Source organism: Marinobacter sp. G5_S1_61_S3 (assembly GCF_054968585.1).
Genome location: NZ_JBQKUK010000008.1, coordinates 14,946 through 31,860, shown reverse-complemented (window position 1 = coordinate 31,860; position 16,915 = coordinate 14,946). Strand labels below are relative to the sequence as shown.

15 protein-coding genes are annotated in these 16,915 nt (G+C 46.5%); 8 read left to right on the top strand and 7 right to left on the bottom strand.

The annotated features are described in order from the left end of the window. Positions 1 to 3: 3 nt before the first annotated feature. Positions 4 to 1,245, top strand: a complete 1,242-nt coding sequence (locus ACTRWH_RS09340) for a Dyp-type peroxidase (RefSeq protein ID WP_462826326.1) — start codon at positions 4 to 6, stop codon at positions 1,243 to 1,245. A gap of 296 nt (positions 1,246 to 1,541) precedes the next feature. Here the strand turns inward: ACTRWH_RS09340 and ACTRWH_RS09335 are convergent, their stop codons facing one another. Both ACTRWH_RS09335 and ACTRWH_RS09330 read right to left on the bottom strand, forming a co-directional pair. After that, the gene (locus ACTRWH_RS09335; RefSeq protein WP_462826325.1) at positions 1,542 to 3,188 is read right to left on the bottom strand and encodes a recombinase family protein; all 1,647 of its coding nucleotides are present in this window, start codon (positions 3,186 to 3,188) and stop codon (positions 1,542 to 1,544) included. 886 nt (positions 3,189 to 4,074) lie between these two features. Beyond that, positions 4,075 to 4,509: an antitoxin Xre/MbcA/ParS toxin-binding domain-containing protein gene (locus ACTRWH_RS09330; protein WP_462826324.1), complete on the bottom strand. Its 435-nt coding sequence runs from the start codon at positions 4,507 to 4,509 to the stop codon at positions 4,075 to 4,077. 469 nt (positions 4,510 to 4,978) lie between these two features. Here ACTRWH_RS09330 and ACTRWH_RS09325 point away from each other — a divergent pair, with 469 nt between their 5' ends. From ACTRWH_RS09325 to ACTRWH_RS09310, 4 genes are all read left to right on the top strand, one after another. Further along, entirely contained in the window at positions 4,979 to 5,329 is a 351-nt protein-coding gene (locus tag ACTRWH_RS09325) for a hypothetical protein (RefSeq protein WP_462826323.1), read from the top strand. Between the two features lie 30 nt (positions 5,330 to 5,359). Further along, a complete protein-coding gene (locus ACTRWH_RS09320) occupies positions 5,360 to 6,547 on the top strand; it encodes a reverse transcriptase domain-containing protein (protein ID WP_462826322.1) in 1,188 nt (395 codons plus the stop codon). A 378-nt stretch (positions 6,548 to 6,925) separates the two neighbouring features. Further along, positions 6,926 to 7,861, top strand: a complete 936-nt coding sequence (locus ACTRWH_RS09315; protein ID WP_462826321.1) for a hypothetical protein — start codon at positions 6,926 to 6,928, stop codon at positions 7,859 to 7,861. 196 nt (positions 7,862 to 8,057) lie between these two features. Further along, complete coding sequence (locus ACTRWH_RS09310) at positions 8,058 to 8,678, top strand: hypothetical protein (protein ID WP_462826320.1); 621 nt, start codon at positions 8,058 to 8,060, stop codon at positions 8,676 to 8,678. A 210-nt stretch (positions 8,679 to 8,888) separates the two neighbouring features. Here ACTRWH_RS09310 and ACTRWH_RS09305 read toward each other — a convergent pair whose 3' ends face one another. Together ACTRWH_RS09305 and ACTRWH_RS09300 are read right to left on the bottom strand one after the other, a co-directional pair. Continuing rightward, on the bottom strand, positions 8,889 to 9,776 hold the full coding sequence (locus ACTRWH_RS09305; RefSeq protein WP_462826319.1) for a hypothetical protein: 888 nt from the start codon (positions 9,774 to 9,776) through the stop codon (positions 8,889 to 8,891). Then, a complete protein-coding gene (locus ACTRWH_RS09300) occupies positions 9,776 to 10,402 on the bottom strand; it encodes a hypothetical protein (protein ID WP_462826318.1) in 627 nt (208 codons plus the stop codon). The genes ACTRWH_RS09305 and ACTRWH_RS09300 overlap by 1 nt, the downstream gene beginning before the upstream one ends. Positions 10,403 to 10,851: 449 nt before the next feature. Here ACTRWH_RS09300 and ACTRWH_RS09295 point away from each other — a divergent pair, with 449 nt between their 5' ends. Continuing rightward, a complete protein-coding gene (locus ACTRWH_RS09295) occupies positions 10,852 to 11,826 on the top strand; it encodes a hypothetical protein (RefSeq protein ID WP_462826317.1) in 975 nt (324 codons plus the stop codon). A 36-nt stretch (positions 11,827 to 11,862) separates the two neighbouring features. Next, entirely contained in the window at positions 11,863 to 12,780 is a 918-nt protein-coding gene (locus tag ACTRWH_RS09290) for a tyrosinase family protein (RefSeq protein WP_462826316.1), read from the top strand. A gap of 435 nt (positions 12,781 to 13,215) precedes the next feature. Here the strand turns inward: ACTRWH_RS09290 and ACTRWH_RS09285 are convergent, their stop codons facing one another. Genes ACTRWH_RS09285 through ACTRWH_RS09275 form a run of 3 tightly spaced genes read right to left on the bottom strand, consistent with a single transcriptional unit; the run spans position 13,216 to position 15,081 of the window. Next, positions 13,216 to 14,163: an AEC family transporter gene (locus ACTRWH_RS09285; RefSeq protein ID WP_462826315.1), complete on the bottom strand. Its 948-nt coding sequence runs from the start codon at positions 14,161 to 14,163 to the stop codon at positions 13,216 to 13,218. An 11-nt stretch (positions 14,164 to 14,174) separates the two neighbouring features. Then, complete coding sequence (locus ACTRWH_RS09280; protein WP_036207982.1) at positions 14,175 to 14,450, bottom strand: acylphosphatase; 276 nt, start codon at positions 14,448 to 14,450, stop codon at positions 14,175 to 14,177. Between the two features lie 31 nt (positions 14,451 to 14,481). Next, on the bottom strand, positions 14,482 to 15,081 hold the full coding sequence (locus ACTRWH_RS09275) for a DUF938 domain-containing protein (protein ID WP_126812824.1): 600 nt from the start codon (positions 15,079 to 15,081) through the stop codon (positions 14,482 to 14,484). A 211-nt stretch (positions 15,082 to 15,292) separates the two neighbouring features. Here ACTRWH_RS09275 and ACTRWH_RS09270 point away from each other — a divergent pair, with 211 nt between their 5' ends. Beyond that, on the top strand, positions 15,293 to 16,900 hold the full coding sequence (locus ACTRWH_RS09270) for a methyl-accepting chemotaxis protein (protein WP_462826314.1): 1,608 nt from the start codon (positions 15,293 to 15,295) through the stop codon (positions 16,898 to 16,900). Positions 16,901 to 16,915: the final 15 nt, after the last annotated feature.

Below are 16,915 nucleotides of genomic sequence, written 5' to 3'. Positions count from 1 at the left end.
AGAATGTTAGGTAATATTCAAGAAGGGATACATTGGTACGCTGGCGCAAAACCTAGCAGCCATTACAAGCTGTTAATTCTTCGTCCCGCGGATGATGTCGGCACTAGACAGCTACGCCAAATTATCCGAGGAATGTGGAGGATAATCGATTCTTTAAGAGGTGGCATTGTACCCTCCTTAGGTCCGAATTATCCCGTAGATCCAAAAAATCTTGAGGTGCTAATAGGATACGGCCATAAGTTCTTTGAAAGAGATGACCTGGAGCGCCCCACACCAGAGGGTATGATTCAGGGTAATCGTTTTCCACAGCCTCAAGATAATCGAGACCGCAGTGTACTACCAGGTTCAGGCATTGTTTATGACGATGATGTTGCAGAAAATGTTGCAGATGCAGAACTCGTGCTTCAAGTTACTGCGAACTCAGAGCTTGGCGTTAACAGGGTTCATTTTGAGGTTTCAAAATATTTAAATGATATTGGGCTTAGCGCAAATGGGGATAGTTTGATTTCCATCGATGAAAGTTTTAGCGGCTTTGGAAGAGAGGACAGGCGTAGCTGGATAGACTTTCATGATGGTATATCTAATCTCCGAAAAGGCGAGGAAAGAAGACAGGTAGTTGCAATTAAACCCGACAATTCTGGTGGGCAGGAGTGGACGCTCAACGGAACATACATGGTGTTTATGCATCTTCCTGTAAACATTCAGGCGTGGAACGCTATACCTGAACAACGTCAAGAAGCGCTCGTTGGAAGAACAAAAAGATCTGGTTGTCCAATTCTCAGGCTTGATAACCGTGGCGCGCCAGTTGCCGATCCCAGATGTCCCATTTCTGGCACTAGAGAAATAACCGATGCCGGAAATGAGAAATTCCGAGAGCCCTCCTCGGTAGTGAGTGATGAAATCAAGTTAAGTCATGTACAACGAGCTAATCATCATAGATCACCAGTATTCAAACCCGATTCAAGGAGAATTTATAGGCAGGGGTTCGAGTTTTTGGAGAAATCTGATGAAAGTGGGAAAATCAGGGTCGGTCTTAATTTTGTCAGCTTCCAGGACGATCCCGACAGGGTTCTGTTTATTCTGACTCATTCGGATTGGCTGGGTAACTTGTCTTTCGGCGGTCATCAGAACGATCAACAAGGAGGGCTTGAGCGTTTGATTACGACCCGGGCCGCGGGTACTTATTACATTCCTCCCGTACAAATTAACTCAAGCTTCCCAGGTGAGGATATGTTTCCGCAGTAAGAATGCATAACACTGCTATAAATTCGGACACCAAAAAAAATACGCTTCGCTTCGTTTTTCGGCGTCGGTTATGGCCAGCGTTAATCACCTAAGCTGAATGTCCGCCTTGCGACCATTCCGGCCTCCATCGGATGACCTGTTTCCTTCCAACTTAACCGTTTACAGATTACTAATGTTCAATCAACCGACATTACCAACCAGTCAGCGGTTAAGTAATTGGGGGCAGATCAGTGGGGCAAAATTGGGACAAAATCGTGTCCTTTTCTTTCCTTGGAGGTCCGAGGGAGAAAATTTATCTAACTGATATTACTGGGTATTCCGCTTCCGGCCTTCTCGCTGATAGGGTTCGAATCCCTCCCTCTCCGCCAATTTGATATGAGTCTGGGCACCCCTTCGTAGGGGTGGCCGGACTCAAATTGGGAAATTCCTGCTACCATCCGTAATTTCCCCCCGCGTATAATCACCTTGTGGCGAGAGACCGTAATTTCGCTAACGAATGCTTTTAAGTACGCCTTCGTTGCCTCGTTGTTCTCCTCAAGTAAAATCTTTCTGGACGCTGTTACGAAGGCCTCAATTTTTCGAATCCCGAATTTCTTGATTGGGATCGACAATTTTTGGCTGAGTTCAGAAATTTCGGTTTTTAAAGTTAGACGCTGACTCTTAAGGTTTTTTAAGTGGTCTTGAAGAGTTTCGTCTAAGTCGAGTATTTCCTCGCTTACTTTCCGATAGAGAAGGTCGATTTTAGACGAAGTTGTGGAGTGACGTTTTTGAAGGTTGAGTAGATTTTGACGGTCATCTGAAAACGAGTGTTTTATTTCGTATGAAAGCTCTTGAGTGACTTTCAGTAGCCTCTCTTTTATTAAAAGGTTATCCGAAATTGCTTGGATAACTAGTTTTTCTAATTCGATTTTTGAGATTTTAGGGCACTCACAAATATCTACTTGAGATCTAACTTGCTTGCTGCATTTGTAATAAACATATTTTCCCGATTTACCTGTCACTAAAACCAAGTTACAGCCGCACTGAGCACATTTAAGAAATCCTGTTAGTATTGATGGGGAGTAATCAGCCTTAGATTGGGTGTTTTTAAGCGCTCGTGATTTGAGGTTATTGTTTATGGTTTCGAATAAATCCCTTTCTATTATTTTCGGAGATTTTACTATAACCGGCGAATGCCCAAGGTCTTTGCGTTTTCTTTTTTTTCCGTAAATTCTCTCACCATAGTAAGTGGTATCTGTAAGAACTCGGTGGATACTATTTTGAGACCAGAGACTTCCTCTTCTAAGAATACCTTGCCTTTTTAATTTACTAGCTATTCTTTTTACTCCGTACCCGATTCCAGATTCTCCCTTATAAGCATACTCAAAAATTCTCTTTACTATTTCAGCTTCTTCAGCATTGATTACCAATAATTTCTTTCGTGTGCTATTTTCGGTTCCAGGAGCAACCATAGTCTCGTAGCCAAATGGAGGATGGGAGCCTGTAAAGAAGCCCTTCACAGCAGCCTGTTGCATGCGATCTGATACAACCTGTGAGTTCCGAAGGCTTTGAGCCTCATCCATTGTGCTGTAGATATTCCCCATGATGAAACCAGAGCATGGATCTTCGGGAATGCTCTCTGTGCAGGAATATAGAGAGACTCCGACGCCCTTAAGAGCTTCTTGGGCATTTAGTTTTTCTTTCAAGTTCCGAGTAAATCTTGAAAGGCTGTAAACTACGACGCCATCTACCCTTACTCTTTTGGTTACCAGATCCTCGATCATTTTTTTAAAGACAGGCCGCTTGTCATAAAAAGCAGATGAGCCCGGTTCTGTGTAGACGTTAATTAAGTTATGATCCTTGTTTCTACACCATTCCTCGATTTTTGAAATTTGTCCCGAGAGGGAATCGTTATGTTTCGCTTGAGTTTCAGTCGAAACTCTTATGTACCCGACAACGTCCATGCTTTTCCTCCTTCATGCATTCCGATGTAGAACTATATTTCTTTAATATTCTGTTGTACTCTTTGAGTATAGAGTTTAAGTTTTTAATAAAAACATCAAGTTCTTTTCGGCGCTGATCATCATCTATAAAAACTTGCCAAATTACGTAAGGATTATTCTCAGTTTTTCCCTTATTTGGAATTTTGATCATGTTAGGTAGCCTTACGTATTTTTGTTAAGTAACGGTCCCATTCGTAATATTTTCAACTAGAATCCTAATATTTGGCAGGCTAACAAGTACCGGTTTATTCAACTTTTTACTTTTTGGGATAATTGGCAGTTTGGTCAAGCATATTTAATGTTAATTAGAAGCGTATGACGGATTTTTTTCTAATTAATTTGCGGTTTGAAAAGAATTGCCATACAAATTATTATGGCGCTTAAGGAAATTTTTTGTATTTAAATAAGCGGATGATAAAAATTGACAATTTAGACGATGGCGTTTTATTAAATGGCTTTCATTTTCATGACAATTGGTATTTTTCAGAGAGTGCATGCGCGCGCGTTCAATAGCAGTCCTGGTTTTCAGCAACTAATTTTTATTAGAAAGAATTCTAATTGATTTTTGCGCTGGTCCCCTCTAATTGAGTCTTTCTCGGTAGTCGAGGTTTCAGTTTTTACTCCAGAAGACCGAACCCGAGTGGGGACTGAATTTGGCAAGCCGGACTCTAAGTGCGCTGTTTAGGTTTCTTTGGAGGTGGATTGAGGAATAGTTATGGAGCTTTTCTATTGATGATCCCCTCTAACGCGACCAATGTTGTCGTTTTACCCAAGGGATTGGGCGAATTAGAGGGAAAGGCCCAGAGCTTGCGAAGGCTTTCAAATGAACGGGACTTGAGTGGAGAATTCACACGCATTCTGCATCAAGATGTTTCCTGACTTGAGCTAGGTTCCCGTCGAGCATAACTTGAAGGGCAGTTTTACCGTCGTATGCCCGATTGGTTTTTTTAACCCAAGCGTCTGCGCGTTCTCTGGTGGGATAAAGTGTTCTAAGCGCTTTGTAGATCCCAATCACATAGGATATCCGCTCAATTACTTCTGCTGGTAGTTCAAGGTTGTCACCCCGCTGCCATGCTAGGTAAGTCGCAGGATCAGGATTACCTAAAAGGATGACCTTCTCTCCTTCTGTAAGGCTCCAGCCCTCAGAAATGTTGAAGAAAACGTTCAGGGCAATGGAGTTGCGCTCTTCTGCGGTGTAACTCTCGGCAGCACGATCCGTCGAGTTGCCTTGCAGCGACTCAGGTGTCGTTGCGGCGCTTTGCGGTGTCTTGTCATCGTTCATGTTCGAACCCAACCTGGTAGTGACATACCCTGAGTATAATCCTTTCTGCCTGACCGTACGCACTCATGAATCTGAGCACGAGGCGGAATGGTCGCTGAACAAAATGCGGGTGCAATTCAGCTTCTAGCATTGTGGGTCGCCTCAAATTGAGTCAGGTCGAAAACTTGATGGTCTGTTAGGTAATAAAACCCCTTGATGATGTGTTGAAAAATCGATTCACGCACTATATATTGGAATTGTGCTCATCGCAGCTGTGTATTCTTCGCTGCTTGAGTTGGAAAGAACGCTTTGGCGGACTGGCGCAAGTGATGATGATCACCGATGCGCAGGCGCTTGGTCGCTCAATCACGATTTCTGTGAGGCTGTGACTCAGGGCAGTGCGTCAATACATTGGCTTCTTATCCCCAGATTTACCCTGGAGGCCGATGAGGTTCTTTTTCAGCAAGAGCGAAAGCGAGGAGGCGGTTCGGTGAAAGCGCGTGAATCCAAGGCAAGAGCATTGGATCGATGGGCAACGGTGTTATCGGCGGTTTCTGCCTTTTTGTTGCTCATCTCCATGGGTTTTGGGGCGGATTCGGAAGAAAACCCAAAAGCCAGCAGTCCTGAAATCGAAGCGATAATCATTCGCATTGAGCGGACTGCGCTGCTTGAGTTGGAAAGAACGCTTTGGCACACTGGCGCAAGTGATGATGATCACCGATGCGCAGGCGCTTGGTCGCTCAATCACGATTTCTGTGAGGCTGTGACTCAGGGCAGTGAACTTCAATTTCGGTTTGTGGGGATTTTTAGGGTCAAGCCGATAAGAGGTGCTTTTCTTTAGCGTTTCCTACCTGGTAAAAAGGCCTCGATAATGGGTCGAACCGCACTCCACAGCGTTGCAGACAAAGCTCGCTTGCTGAAATCTTGGAAAAGAATAAACTCTCGGGCAACTGGTCCGAAACGTTTAGTGAGCGGGGTCGATAAAGTTTCCGTTGAAGCCTTTAAGTCGGAAAGCGATAAAAGGCTCGAACAAATTAAACGAGACCTTCGAAGAAATCACTACCACTTTTCGAATCTATCCGCATTCACCATTCCGAAAGATAACGGCGACTACCGAATTATTAACGTTCCAACCGTCGAAGATCGAATAGTTCAATCTGCCATTTTAGATTTTCTATCAGAAAAACCAATTTTTAAATCGAAATCAAACTATGGGTTTTTAAAGGGTAGGACTGTAAAAAAAGCCCTTCAAAAATTTGTAGAGTTGAGATCGATCTCGCCTTACGTTGTAAAATTCGACGTTGAAGCATTCTTCGACACTATTCCTAGAACTGAATTAATGCAGCGAGTTCGAAAAAAAGTTCGTTTTTCATCGATACGCGAACTCATTCTCAGTGTAATCCAGTGTGAATCTGAGTTCCGATCTGAAAGTGACCTCAAAAAGGCCAAGGCGAAGGGGTTGAAGGTGGGCAAGGGGATACGTCAGGGAATGCCTCTAAGCCCATTTCTTGCCAATTTGTACCTTGACCAACTGGATACCTTCATAGAAAGGAAAGGCTATTCATTAGTTCGGTATGCTGATGATTTTGTTGTCCTTTGTTGCAGTGCTCATGAAGCAGAGAAGGCTAAAGAAGAGGTGATTCTGTGCTTGGATCGCCTCGGATTGTCGGTGAGTGAAACAAAAACAAAAATATTTCACCCTGAAGATAGCGTAGAGTTTCTGGGAATTGATTGCTCCTTAGAGAGTGTCGGCAGTTACGCTCTAAAACTGTCGAGTAAGAAAATCAGGAAATTGAATTCAAATATTTCTGATTATCGCGACATCAATTTTTGCCTAAAAAATGACGTACATCTTTTTAATATCGAAAAGCAACTGGATTCAATGATACTTGGATATCTTCAAGCTTACGATCTGTGCAAAAATTACCAGAGTATTAGCGACCGTCTTAAATCAACAAAAAGCAAGACAATCCGTTCACTGATAGAAAAAGGTATTGGAATAAAAATAAATAATCTTGATGTGAGTCAGCGGAAATTTTTAGGTATGGCTGATCATTAAGGTAACGAAAGGTAGATAGTTTATTATTTGTAAAAGTTTCTCTGAGTAGAAAAAGTGACCGAAATTAAGTGGTCACGTTTTAAAAATCACAAACTGCTTGTAAGTAAGTGATCCATGATCAATATTTTCACTTTCAGATTAAAACCGGGAAAATAAGAAGAAGTCGATTAAAAGAAGACAAGTTTAAGATTGTAGCGATTGCGAAAATTGGTGAGAAAGGTATCGATATTTACAAGCTTTCAGATGATCGACAGTTGGCTAGCAAGTCTTGGCATCCATGATGTGTCGTTTAAGTTTTTACGTCACCGTATATCCTGTCATTTACAAAAGAATAGTAAAGATTTTTCAGACGTTTTCGGAAGGTTGTGGAAGTAGTAAATGCGAGCGCTTGCAAGGTGCCGCCACTGTCCAATTAAGCTTGTAGAGAATCAACCAAATGAGAAGGAGTTCGTTTTGGCAAGTTCCGTCAAAGATCTAGGTAGTCAGTTGACGAGTGAAATGGAACGCCTACTGGCAGATTCTGGCATTCGCCATATTTACTCTTACGGTTGGCAATCCGAAGACGAAATCGACCCAAGTTTTTTCGGTCATGCAGTGTGGCAGACCGAGCCTCCAATAAATCATGCATTCGAGCTTGATTCTGACACGCTTCCTTCTGGTGGCTTCAGCGAGCGTAAGAAGGAATTGATGGTTCTTGGTATAGACTTTGAAGGAACTATGATAGCAGGGCGGTCAGCTGTTGGTGATATTCTTTTTTACAGTGAGAGTTCAGCAGAGATGTTACCCACTATGGATCTGAATATCGAACGTTCCCTATTGCATGCACTTATGGACCTTAATATAGCATCAGACCGGATTAAAGATTTTTTTATCTGGGCTTTTTGGGAAATGTCACCGAAAGATTTCTGTAAGAAGAAAGATATAGCAAATGCGAGTTGGTATACAGCGCCTTTCAGGGAAGCTTCTAAGACTTTGCTTCATGAGTTAGACCAGAGAAGTATTGATTTGATTAAGAATCTAGAATCGACTTCGAATGTAATATATGAGTTACGTCGAGAAAGAAATATCGTCGTTCATGAACTTACTTCTTCGATAGCGCAGCACGAAAAGCGCTTTCTTGAAGGAAAATTAAAAAATATACATAACTCAAATGATTCTGAACTTACTTTTGAAGAAATTCGGCGAAATCAAAAGTTGGTTACGGATACAGCGCATCGTTTACATCATTCTCGCGTAGAACTGGTTCGTGGCTTCTACAGAACGCTGATAAGAATGAGTTCTGATATATTTGAGCTTGAGTATCATCTTAGATAGGTAGGTCAGCGGACAGCTGTTTTTTATATTTGACTCACGAGGGTGTTACAAAGTTTTATCACAGGTCTGCTCAAATGGCCAGGGTAGAAATGAACAAAGTGTCTCCCATGTTTCCGATTCGATTCGGTTGGGGTTTTCAATATAGGTTTTTACTTGGACGGCTTAGCCGCGCCCGTATTATTGGAGTGTTATTAGCATGGGGATAAACGCAGGTTCATTGGTATTTATAGTCGCTTTTAACTTAGCAGTAGCTTCAGTTTCTTTCGCAGACCAATCATCAAGCCAGTATGGAGCATATGTTGCTCCAACGAAATATTCTGAATCTTGTGAAGATCGCGTGGTAAGGGGAAAAGACGTCAGTTATGTGTGGCGGTTTGGTGTTTGCATACCGAAATTTCTATTAAAGACGCCAGAAAAATTTTCAGTGATCCATAAGATTATTGAAGAAATTAGTCCAGCAGGAAATAAAGAGATTATTCACGATTTTAAATTCTTATATCCTCCCTCTGAAGATTATGTACATCCCAAGTTTATGAAAGATGCTTTCACAACTGAGGTCGTTGATATATTCGGAAAAAAGATTAAATTGCGTGATGGCAGTACATTTGAAGTGGAAGCTGGATATCAGTATGGGTCAACTTTGAGTGGAAATGAGGTTCTAGCGTTCGAAACGCTGGATGGCTGGTACTTGTGTTTCAAAGGGGAGCGTCATGAAGCCAAAGTCGTTGGTAGACTCTCGTCATCAAATTTATTTCGAGACGAAATAAGGTATCCGTCGTGGTCTAAATTGGTTTCCAGGCCAATTTGTGGTGGCTAATGGGTTTTAGTCTAAAACCCGGCAGGATTTTTACATTTCTTGGTGGACCTAACACGGGGTCAGGGTCAGTCTAGCGAGGTCAATCCTGAGAGACCCGATGCGGAGATTTTAGGTTTTGGTAACAGGAGGACTCTAGATATACGTGCATCGATTTTAGGGGATGGTTACAGAATGAGCAGAACGAATTTGAGGAGCTAAACTTTTATTGCCTCAAAGTTCGTTTAAAACCAAATCCGCTCTTGATAAATTCTCGTCCAGCCATTCCACCACATCATACTCTTCTTTACTGATCAAAATCTCGCGCGCTTGGGATAACATGTCGCGAAGCCTTCGTATTCCAAGTGGGTGCGTTTGTTTTTCCTCAGCTTCAATAGAGGCTCCGCCTAGCGCAGCAATTAAGTTCATGATTGGTGCTCCAACAAGCACATTGAAATTTGATCGAAAACCAATTTCAATTGCCCATGCGTCCGCAGCTGCCTCTTCATCACGTTGGTATTCTAAGTTCGGAGGAGCATGTTCTACGTGGTTCAGCACATGGTGTCCTAGTTCATGGAGGTATAAAAACATCAGGCTCGCTTCCATTAGCCTGGCAAAATGTTCGCCAAAGTTAGATTCGACAATGTCCTGATTCCTAAATCCTCGACAGTCTCCTTGATATTCTCTTGCGTACGAATCTAGAGTCAGAGCAGCATGTGGTCTTTTTCGGTTATCCACGCGCTTCGTATTGTTCGCAATAGCGGTTGCGAGATAACCAGTATACTCCTCATCGCAACCTTGGTGCCCAAGCTGATAGTCTGCGATATTGCTTAATGCTAATTGCTCTAAAACCCATGCCATACCCGACGAGATAACGATGTTTTTTGGGTAGGCTTGTGCTATTACTGCCCACTCGGCTGGCACATGCACAGTTATACTACGCAAAGTTTTTCGTTCCGCATTGTTTAAGTAAGGGCGGACGTGTGCTTCGGCGTTATCTAGTACAGTTTCGGTGAACCTTTGGTAATAACTAAGTGCTCTATTATCGCTTTGGGCTGGTGTTGAAGACAGAGTCACCAATATCAGTAAGAAATATAGGAGGTGATAGGAAATTGTTCGCATTATCCGTTCCTCGTTGGTAGGGAGTGCCGCAAAAATTTCTCCACGTTTCTAATAATTGTTCTTTCGTCTGGAGAATATTGCTGAATCAATACTGGCGAAGCTGAGTCTAGGTTTCGCTGAGATTTTTCGTAAAGCTCGTATGAGCCAGTACCAAGGTGGATATCGACGATATCTCTAACTACGTTCCGAGATACCACTGCTGCTGCTTGATAATACTGTCGATCTTCCTTACTCAAGTACTGTTGATTCTCTAAATAAAAATCAGTTAGTAACTTAATTGATGCAGCTTTTCTTGCAAGATCAGAGTCGTCGTCACCAGCAATTGAAAATGAGTGCCTTAGTTTTTCAGTTGCTTCGCCGTTGGTATTAGGGAAGGAGTGAATTATCTGGGATTGCATCGAGATAGCTAGGACCAGTGATCCAAAACCAGCAAAGAAAATACCCGGAGCGAGATTTTTTATCTTTATGTACAGACCTTCACCACTCTTCGCTTCTACATCGCCACTGAAATAATTTTTTTCTATTCCATAGAAAAGTCTATACCCGAGGAAAAGTGACATTCCTCCGAAAAGAATGATAAATATTCGCTCAATTACTCGGCCTGTTAAGACAATGTCAAGATCCAAACCTTCCCCACCATAGCGTTGCGTTTGTATAAACCATGTTTAAATGGCCAGCAATGCTTGTTCCGGGAAAAACATTTTCTAAAACGGACAATAAGTTGGGAGTTTAAGCAACAAAGAAATCGAAGAAGCCGTAAAAAAAATTGACACCCATTATCAATGTATTGCGGTAAGTCTATTCCAAATGGGTATAACTCTGTTGCTGCTTGAAATACGCACCTATATGAGGATGAAGCCCTGAGAACGTCCACAGAACCGGGATGGGTAGATAGCTATCCTGCGCAATGCTTGTGTAAGAGCCATAATCTTTGAATGCTTGAGGATAACGTTGGCCGATCATGACAGTTCCTCCTATGCTCTAATCATAGGCCAAGAGTGTATATTGGACCGGGGTAAGTCCAAATCATAGGCTCGGAGTGTCCACTGCACAGGGGTAAGTCCAGGAGGACTTCATGCGAGTACGCAACTTCCCAATAGGCGTTTTGCTATCACTGGCCGTCTTGCTAATCCTGTATGCTTCAAGTGTGTTAGCTCAGAGCACTCGCATTGAAAGGAGTGAATTCGTCGGTGCAGTGACGAGCTTCGTGGAAGACGCGGGAATGCCCATTACGTTGACCGACATAGAAGTTGAAGAAGAAGCGGTTACCTCAGAGAATCAATTCGATAAGGCCGTCGAGGTGGCACAGGGTCTAGTCTTTCTAGACAGGGTGGGTTCCAAAGACCGTTGGACACTGAGCGAACCGTCGCCGAACGAGCCTGAAGCGAACTTTGAGGGTTTTGCAGAGGAACTCCTCGATGCTGGCTTCGTCATGCCCGGATACCGTCTGTTTCGCGTAAGTTGGGCCTCGCGGGACGCGGAAGAAGAGGTTGTTGCCACATCCATAGGCACGCTGGACAAAGATGACCGAATAGTGTTCGAACCCGTGCTCTACCTTCATGGCATTGGATCAATTTATCCGAAGAATGCTGGTTCTGGATCTGTGAATTCAGGCCGTTGGCAGCTAGATGTAAAGAACGGATTCGGTATCTCTTGTGTTACTCAAGAATGGCAAGTCAGCGCCAGAACGAACGCCTGTGAGATTGTAGACCCTGCGCCACACATCGAAGTGACGAATGCTCAGGCTAGGTGTTTTACTTGGAAACAGGAGATTAGCAAAGGAGAAACCCCTTGGAGAAACAGGCATAGCGAATGTTCTGCCAGCAGCAGAGATGCCGAATCAACTGAGAGCTGTATAAAATGGATAGTCGTTACCTATTGGGCATCGGGATTCTCCGACATCTTAGTCAATACCTCTGCAAACGCGACGGTTCGCGGAATAGGCTTGGACGCTAAAGTAGAGTTCTCCGCTGGTCGATGGGGCTCAGAAGTCAAGAACGAAACCCTAAGAAACTTGTGCGCAATGTCTGGTCCACTAGAATCAGACTGAGTTGGGATCAGAAGCCAGGAGAGAGGAAATATAAGGATGTTAGATCACCATCATCACCATAGGTTTTCAGAGGAGTTAGATCGAGCCACTAATTTCGCAGGAGCGCGGACTCTTGAGTTCGATGACACCCAGCCTACTGAAGAATACGGCTACATTTGCGTTAGAAAAGATGAGTCCGAACTTTCAGACGAGGAGAAATATAGGTTCAAGAAAGCGCTCCAGCTTCTAATTGATCGAGGTGATTTCGAAGCAATAGTGACCGAGCATACGCACATGACAGAATATCGTATGCATGGATGGAACGATGATAGGCTTGGATTAAACAGGTTTTTGTCTTGGCACAGGAAGTACCTTACCGAGTTCGAGAAACTTCTTGGAAAGGCTGATATTGAGTTAACTGGAACCGAAAACCCTATTGGGTTGCCTTATTGGCGTTGGTCAAAGAACCGAACCTTTCCGGGATGGCTAGTCGATGTAATCCCTCTATTTGGCTCGGGAGGCCCAGGAACCGAACCTGAAACTCGCGCGAACGGTCACGATGTGGGAAGTAGCGCACAGGAATTGCCGGAGAAAGACCATGTATTGCAGTTATTGGAGAACTTTTTTGATCTCGTGCCTGACATGGAAGAGGGACTAAACACTTATGAAAGGTTTACATACTGTCTAGAAGGTTACGCCCCCAATTTGCCAGCGCACAATCACGTACATGTATGGGTAGGAGGAGTCATGAACTCTCAATGGTCTCCTGCCGATCCTATCTTTTGGTTGCACCATTGTGAAATCGATAGGTTGTGGAGTATTTGGCAATCGTCTTACCCGGACTCGCACCCACGGTATTCCAAGAGAGCTCTACAGCTTTTGCCATGGTCAGATACCAATTACTACTCGGTACTTGATACCGAGGCAGTCGGCTATATTTACGACACTTTGGAAGTAGATTTTCAAGAAATATAAAACGATTTGTTATAGCAATTCCGTACAGATTACATAGTCGAGGACTTATCCATTCTGCTGATGGCAGCGATGAGTGTATTGCTGCCAACAGCTGAATGGCGCTATGACTCGGTCACCAGCAGGCATTTTTTATATTCTTCGGACGAATTGAGGAATTAGACAAATGAGAGCAGGCCGGAGACATAGATTTGCTATACTTCATAGCGCATTCTGGGATGCTTATTAATGACAAATCCGTTTTGCCCTTTTATCGATTCTAGGAGGCCGCTCCTTGAGGGGCGGAGGATTCAGCCCCTCACGTACAAGCGACGAATCAGTTATCCTGATGAATTCAAAGGTAAAGTGACTGATACTTCCCAGTGCCCAGATTCGTCCCAACTGGCCCGCCAATACAAAACCCCAGCAGAGATGCTGGGGTTTTTTATTGCATGTCACTTAAGCCACCCCTGCCGTCCGCAACACAAACACCCCTGCCGTAACCGTTACACTGGCCATTAACGTGGTCAAAGCCACGATATTGGCTGCCAGGCGGTCGTTGCCGCCCAGCGCCTTGACCATGACAAAACTGGCGGCGGCTGTCGGGCTGGCGAAGAACAGGAACATCAGCCCAAGTTCGCGCCCTTCAAACCCGGCCAGCCAGGCAGCGAACGTACACAATACCGGTAACGTCACCATCTTCATCACACTGGCACTGATCGCCAGCTTGCGATCGGTACGCATGGCGCTCAAGGAGAGCGTGCCGCCAATGCACATCAGCGCCAGGGGCAAGGTAAGTGAGGCGAAATAGTCACCGCTGGTCATCAGCCAGTTTGGCAGTTGAAAACCGGACCAGGCGAAGGGAACGGCGATGACCACCGCCAGAATGAGCGGGTTGCGCCCGATGTCACCGAGAATGCGCCCCCAGCTGGCCGTCTGACCCGGCTGGTAGGCTGTCAGGACAACCACAGAGAGCGCATTGTAGGAAATAATGACCACGCCCAGGAGAAGGCCCCCGGCGGAAAGCCCAAAGTCGCCATAGAGGCTTGCCGCCAGGGCGAGGCCCACAATACCGCAGTTGCCCCTGAAAGCGCCCTGCACATACACACCCCGGTCAATCGCTGGTGCGGCACGTATGGCCCAAAGCCAGCAGAAGAGGAAGCTGGCGAGGGTGGCGGCTACGAAGAATCCAAGCAGTGCGGGGTTGAGGGTGGTATCCAGGTCCGCGCGCACAATACTGAGGAATACCAGGGTTGGCAGAGTCGCGCGGAAGACCAGTGCCGACGCCGTGTTGATAAAGTTGGTATCGATCCAGCCGAGCCGCCTGAGACCAAGGCCGATAAACACCATGGCGAATACCGGCAGCGTGGTCTCAAGGGTGTGAAGAAATGTTCCGAGTAGTGTCATCCAGCCGGTGGTTACCGAACTCCAAAGTTAGTGAACTCACCGGTTGCAGAGTCTTCGGTGGTGTTGATTTTATCGACGATTGCCGAGGGAGGGCCGTCCCGGCACCACTGTCTGAGCGAAACCAGTGACGCCGGTGAGCCCTCTGCAACAATTTCTACGCGGCCATCCGGCAGGTTTCTGGCGTAGCCGGTAACACCCAGGCTGTTGGCCATGTCGGCCGCGGAGGCGCGATAGCAGACGCCCTGGACCTTGCCGCTGATCAGCATTGTGAGTCTCTGGTGGCTCATTGCGTGATCCCTCCTGACATAGAGTGGCTGTTTACAGTTTGCGCCATACCAGCAGTCGATTGTTGGCAGGCATTTCGAAATCGCTTTCAAGCCCGAACCGAACTCGGCCCGCCAGTTCCAGCATGTCATCCATGTTCCTGATGCCCATGTGCGGGGCCTGACTCCGCAGGTGGTGATCGAACTGGCGATTGCTGTCGCTGGTAAACTGCCCCTCATAGTTAAACGGCCCATAGAGGCAGAACAGGCCGCCGGCAATGAGGCGTTTAGCCAACCCGGCGAACATTGCCTCTACCTCTTCCCACGACATGATGTGAGCCGTGTTGGCGGAATAGGCACCATCAATGGTGTCTACCGGCCAGCTTCCCAGGGAAACGTCCAGTTCTAGAGGTGGGCGAATATTGGCAAGGTCAGCCTCCTGGATCCAGCCGAGGGAATGATCGGCGCCTCCAGGCCGATCACTGGGCTGCCACGTCAGGTGGGGGAGCTCCGCTGCAAAATAAACAGCGTGTTGCCCCGTTCCCGTTCCAATTTCCAATATGGTGGCCGGCTCGGTGAACACCGTTTTGATGCATTCCAGTATTGGTTGCCTGTTATTTACACAGGCCTGTGAGAAAGGCTTGCTGTGGACCATCGTTTACGCCTGTTCGGAATCAGTGCCAACCTAAAGAATATCGCGCTGGGCGCAATGGGTAAAAGAATGAGCGTAGGGGATTTCCCGCGTATTCGACATTCGATGATGGTCTATCGGAGGCTTCCCGACTGGAAAATGGCGCCATTCGCGACATAAAAGTGTCACAAAACAGGCATAAGCTCCATTGGACGATACCCCCAGTGGAGATACCATGCTCAGAACTGTCCGCAGCCGTATTCTGTTCTTTTCCTTTCTATCGGTGTTTGCTTTGGCCGCATTGGCGGCCCTGTCATCGAGCATTATGACCCGTGCTGAGTCCGCTTCAGAGGCATTGGTTCGGGAAAGTCTTATGGAGTCGTGGCTGCTGGAAGACCTTGAGCAGGACCATCGCCGCCTGCAGGATCTCGCCTACAAGATCAAGGCGCAGCTGATGCTCTGGGATGAAATCGATGCGGAATTCCAGGTATTGACCGATGTGCTGCCGGAGCACTGGCGTGCTATCGAGGACAATGCCGGGCTGAGCGAGTGGGCGACGGATAATCGAGCCTTGTTCGAGAGCGTGTTGGCGCTCATCGAATCCATGAGACCGGGTATCGAAGGGCGGAGCTACTATCGAGTAGGGCAAGTGGTGGATTTTGACTTGTTCCCGGCCCTCGGCCCGATGCTCACGGCGATCAACAACCGTAAGGAAGCCAGCCGCAACATCATTGAAGTTCGTAGTCAGGACCTGCTGGCCTTTCTGGATACCCAGAAAATCTGGCTGTTGGCCGGCTCTGCTGTATTCCTGATGTCTGTGGTCTTGATGACGCTCTGGCTTCGGCGCTCAGTGATTGGCCGCCTGCAGTTGCTGGAGTCCGGCCTCCGGGAAATGGACGAGACCTCAGATCTTTCCCGGCGCCCGGTTATTACCGGACACGATGAAGTGGCTGGTGTGACGCGCGCGCTGGTAGGGTTGGTTAGCCGGTTTGAGCTCTTTATCGGAGAAGTGAGAACGGCTGCCCACAGCATCAATGACCGGTCCACATCGTTGGACTCTCAGGCAGAGGACGTCCAGGCGTCCACTGATACTACCCGCCGGCAGATTCATGATGTCAGCCAGTCAATGGCGGCCATTGCGAACCAGGCATCGGCCATTGATTTAGCCACTGAGAACTCAGCCACTACGGTTCGAGATGCCGTGGCGGCCAATGCGGTGGTTCAGGAAGGGCTCAGAAACAGTGAACAGGCTGCTGAACACACGGTGGAGGTGATTGGGAGGGTGTCCCTATCTATCCAGGCATTGAGTGAATCCTCGGGCAAAATCGAGAGCGTGATCGGCGTCATTGCTGATATCGCGGAGCAGACCAATTTGCTGGCATTGAATGCAGCGATTGAAGCGGCCCGTGCCGGCGAACACGGTCGGGGATTTGCCGTGGTGGCAGACGAAGTGCGCACCTTGTCGAAGCGTACGTCGGACTCCACCAGGGAAATTCGCCAATGGGTGACGGACCTGGTAACCGGGGTTTCCGGCGTTGAGGGCCTGCTGGACGAAATGCGCGACGCCGGTGGTATGAACCGGCGGAACCTTGATGCCCTGAAAGACCACCTGGAGCGTCTTGCGAGTCAGTTCACGGAGCTGGAGCTTCGCAGTGCAGAAATTGGGGATGCGGTTTCGGTTCAGAGGGAAGAAATTGACCGTGTCGGTCGGCGGTCAAGGGCGCTTGATGACAGTTCGGGTTCCCTGATCACCAGTGTTGATAACACCCGCCAGATCAGTGAATACCTGAGACAGGAATCGGTCACCATGCGTCAGCTGATTTCCCGGTTTAAGGCAGCCTGACCGACCGGTCAACGC

What these genes read in the sequence shown, in the direction of transcription:
- ACTRWH_RS09315 (WP_462826321.1), top strand. Translation starts at nt 6,926, where the DNA reads ATGCGAGCGCTTGCAAGGTGCCGCCACTGTCCAATTAAGCTTGTAGAG.
- ACTRWH_RS09290 (WP_462826316.1), top strand. Translation starts at nt 11,863, where the DNA reads ATGTTAGATCACCATCATCACCATAGGTTTTCAGAGGAGTTAGATCGA.
- ACTRWH_RS09330 (WP_462826324.1), bottom strand. Translation starts at nt 4,509, where the DNA reads ATGAACGATGACAAGACACCGCAAAGCGCCGCAACGACACCTGAGTCG.
- ACTRWH_RS09310 (WP_462826320.1), top strand. Translation starts at nt 8,058, where the DNA reads ATGGGGATAAACGCAGGTTCATTGGTATTTATAGTCGCTTTTAACTTA.
- ACTRWH_RS09270 (WP_462826314.1), top strand. Translation starts at nt 15,293, where the DNA reads ATGCTCAGAACTGTCCGCAGCCGTATTCTGTTCTTTTCCTTTCTATCG.
- ACTRWH_RS09320 (WP_462826322.1), top strand. Translation starts at nt 5,360, where the DNA reads ATGGGTCGAACCGCACTCCACAGCGTTGCAGACAAAGCTCGCTTGCTG.
- ACTRWH_RS09305 (WP_462826319.1), bottom strand. Translation starts at nt 9,776, where the DNA reads ATGCGAACAATTTCCTATCACCTCCTATATTTCTTACTGATATTGGTG.
- ACTRWH_RS09295 (WP_462826317.1), top strand. Translation starts at nt 10,852, where the DNA reads ATGCGAGTACGCAACTTCCCAATAGGCGTTTTGCTATCACTGGCCGTC.
- ACTRWH_RS09275 (WP_126812824.1), bottom strand. Translation starts at nt 15,081, where the DNA reads ATGGTCCACAGCAAGCCTTTCTCACAGGCCTGTGTAAATAACAGGCAA.
- ACTRWH_RS09285 (WP_462826315.1), bottom strand. Translation starts at nt 14,163, where the DNA reads ATGACACTACTCGGAACATTTCTTCACACCCTTGAGACCACGCTGCCG.
- ACTRWH_RS09340 (WP_462826326.1), top strand. Translation starts at nt 4, where the DNA reads ATGTTAGGTAATATTCAAGAAGGGATACATTGGTACGCTGGCGCAAAA.
- ACTRWH_RS09335 (WP_462826325.1), bottom strand. Translation starts at nt 3,188, where the DNA reads ATGGACGTTGTCGGGTACATAAGAGTTTCGACTGAAACTCAAGCGAAA.
- ACTRWH_RS09280 (WP_036207982.1), bottom strand. Translation starts at nt 14,450, where the DNA reads ATGAGCCACCAGAGACTCACAATGCTGATCAGCGGCAAGGTCCAGGGC.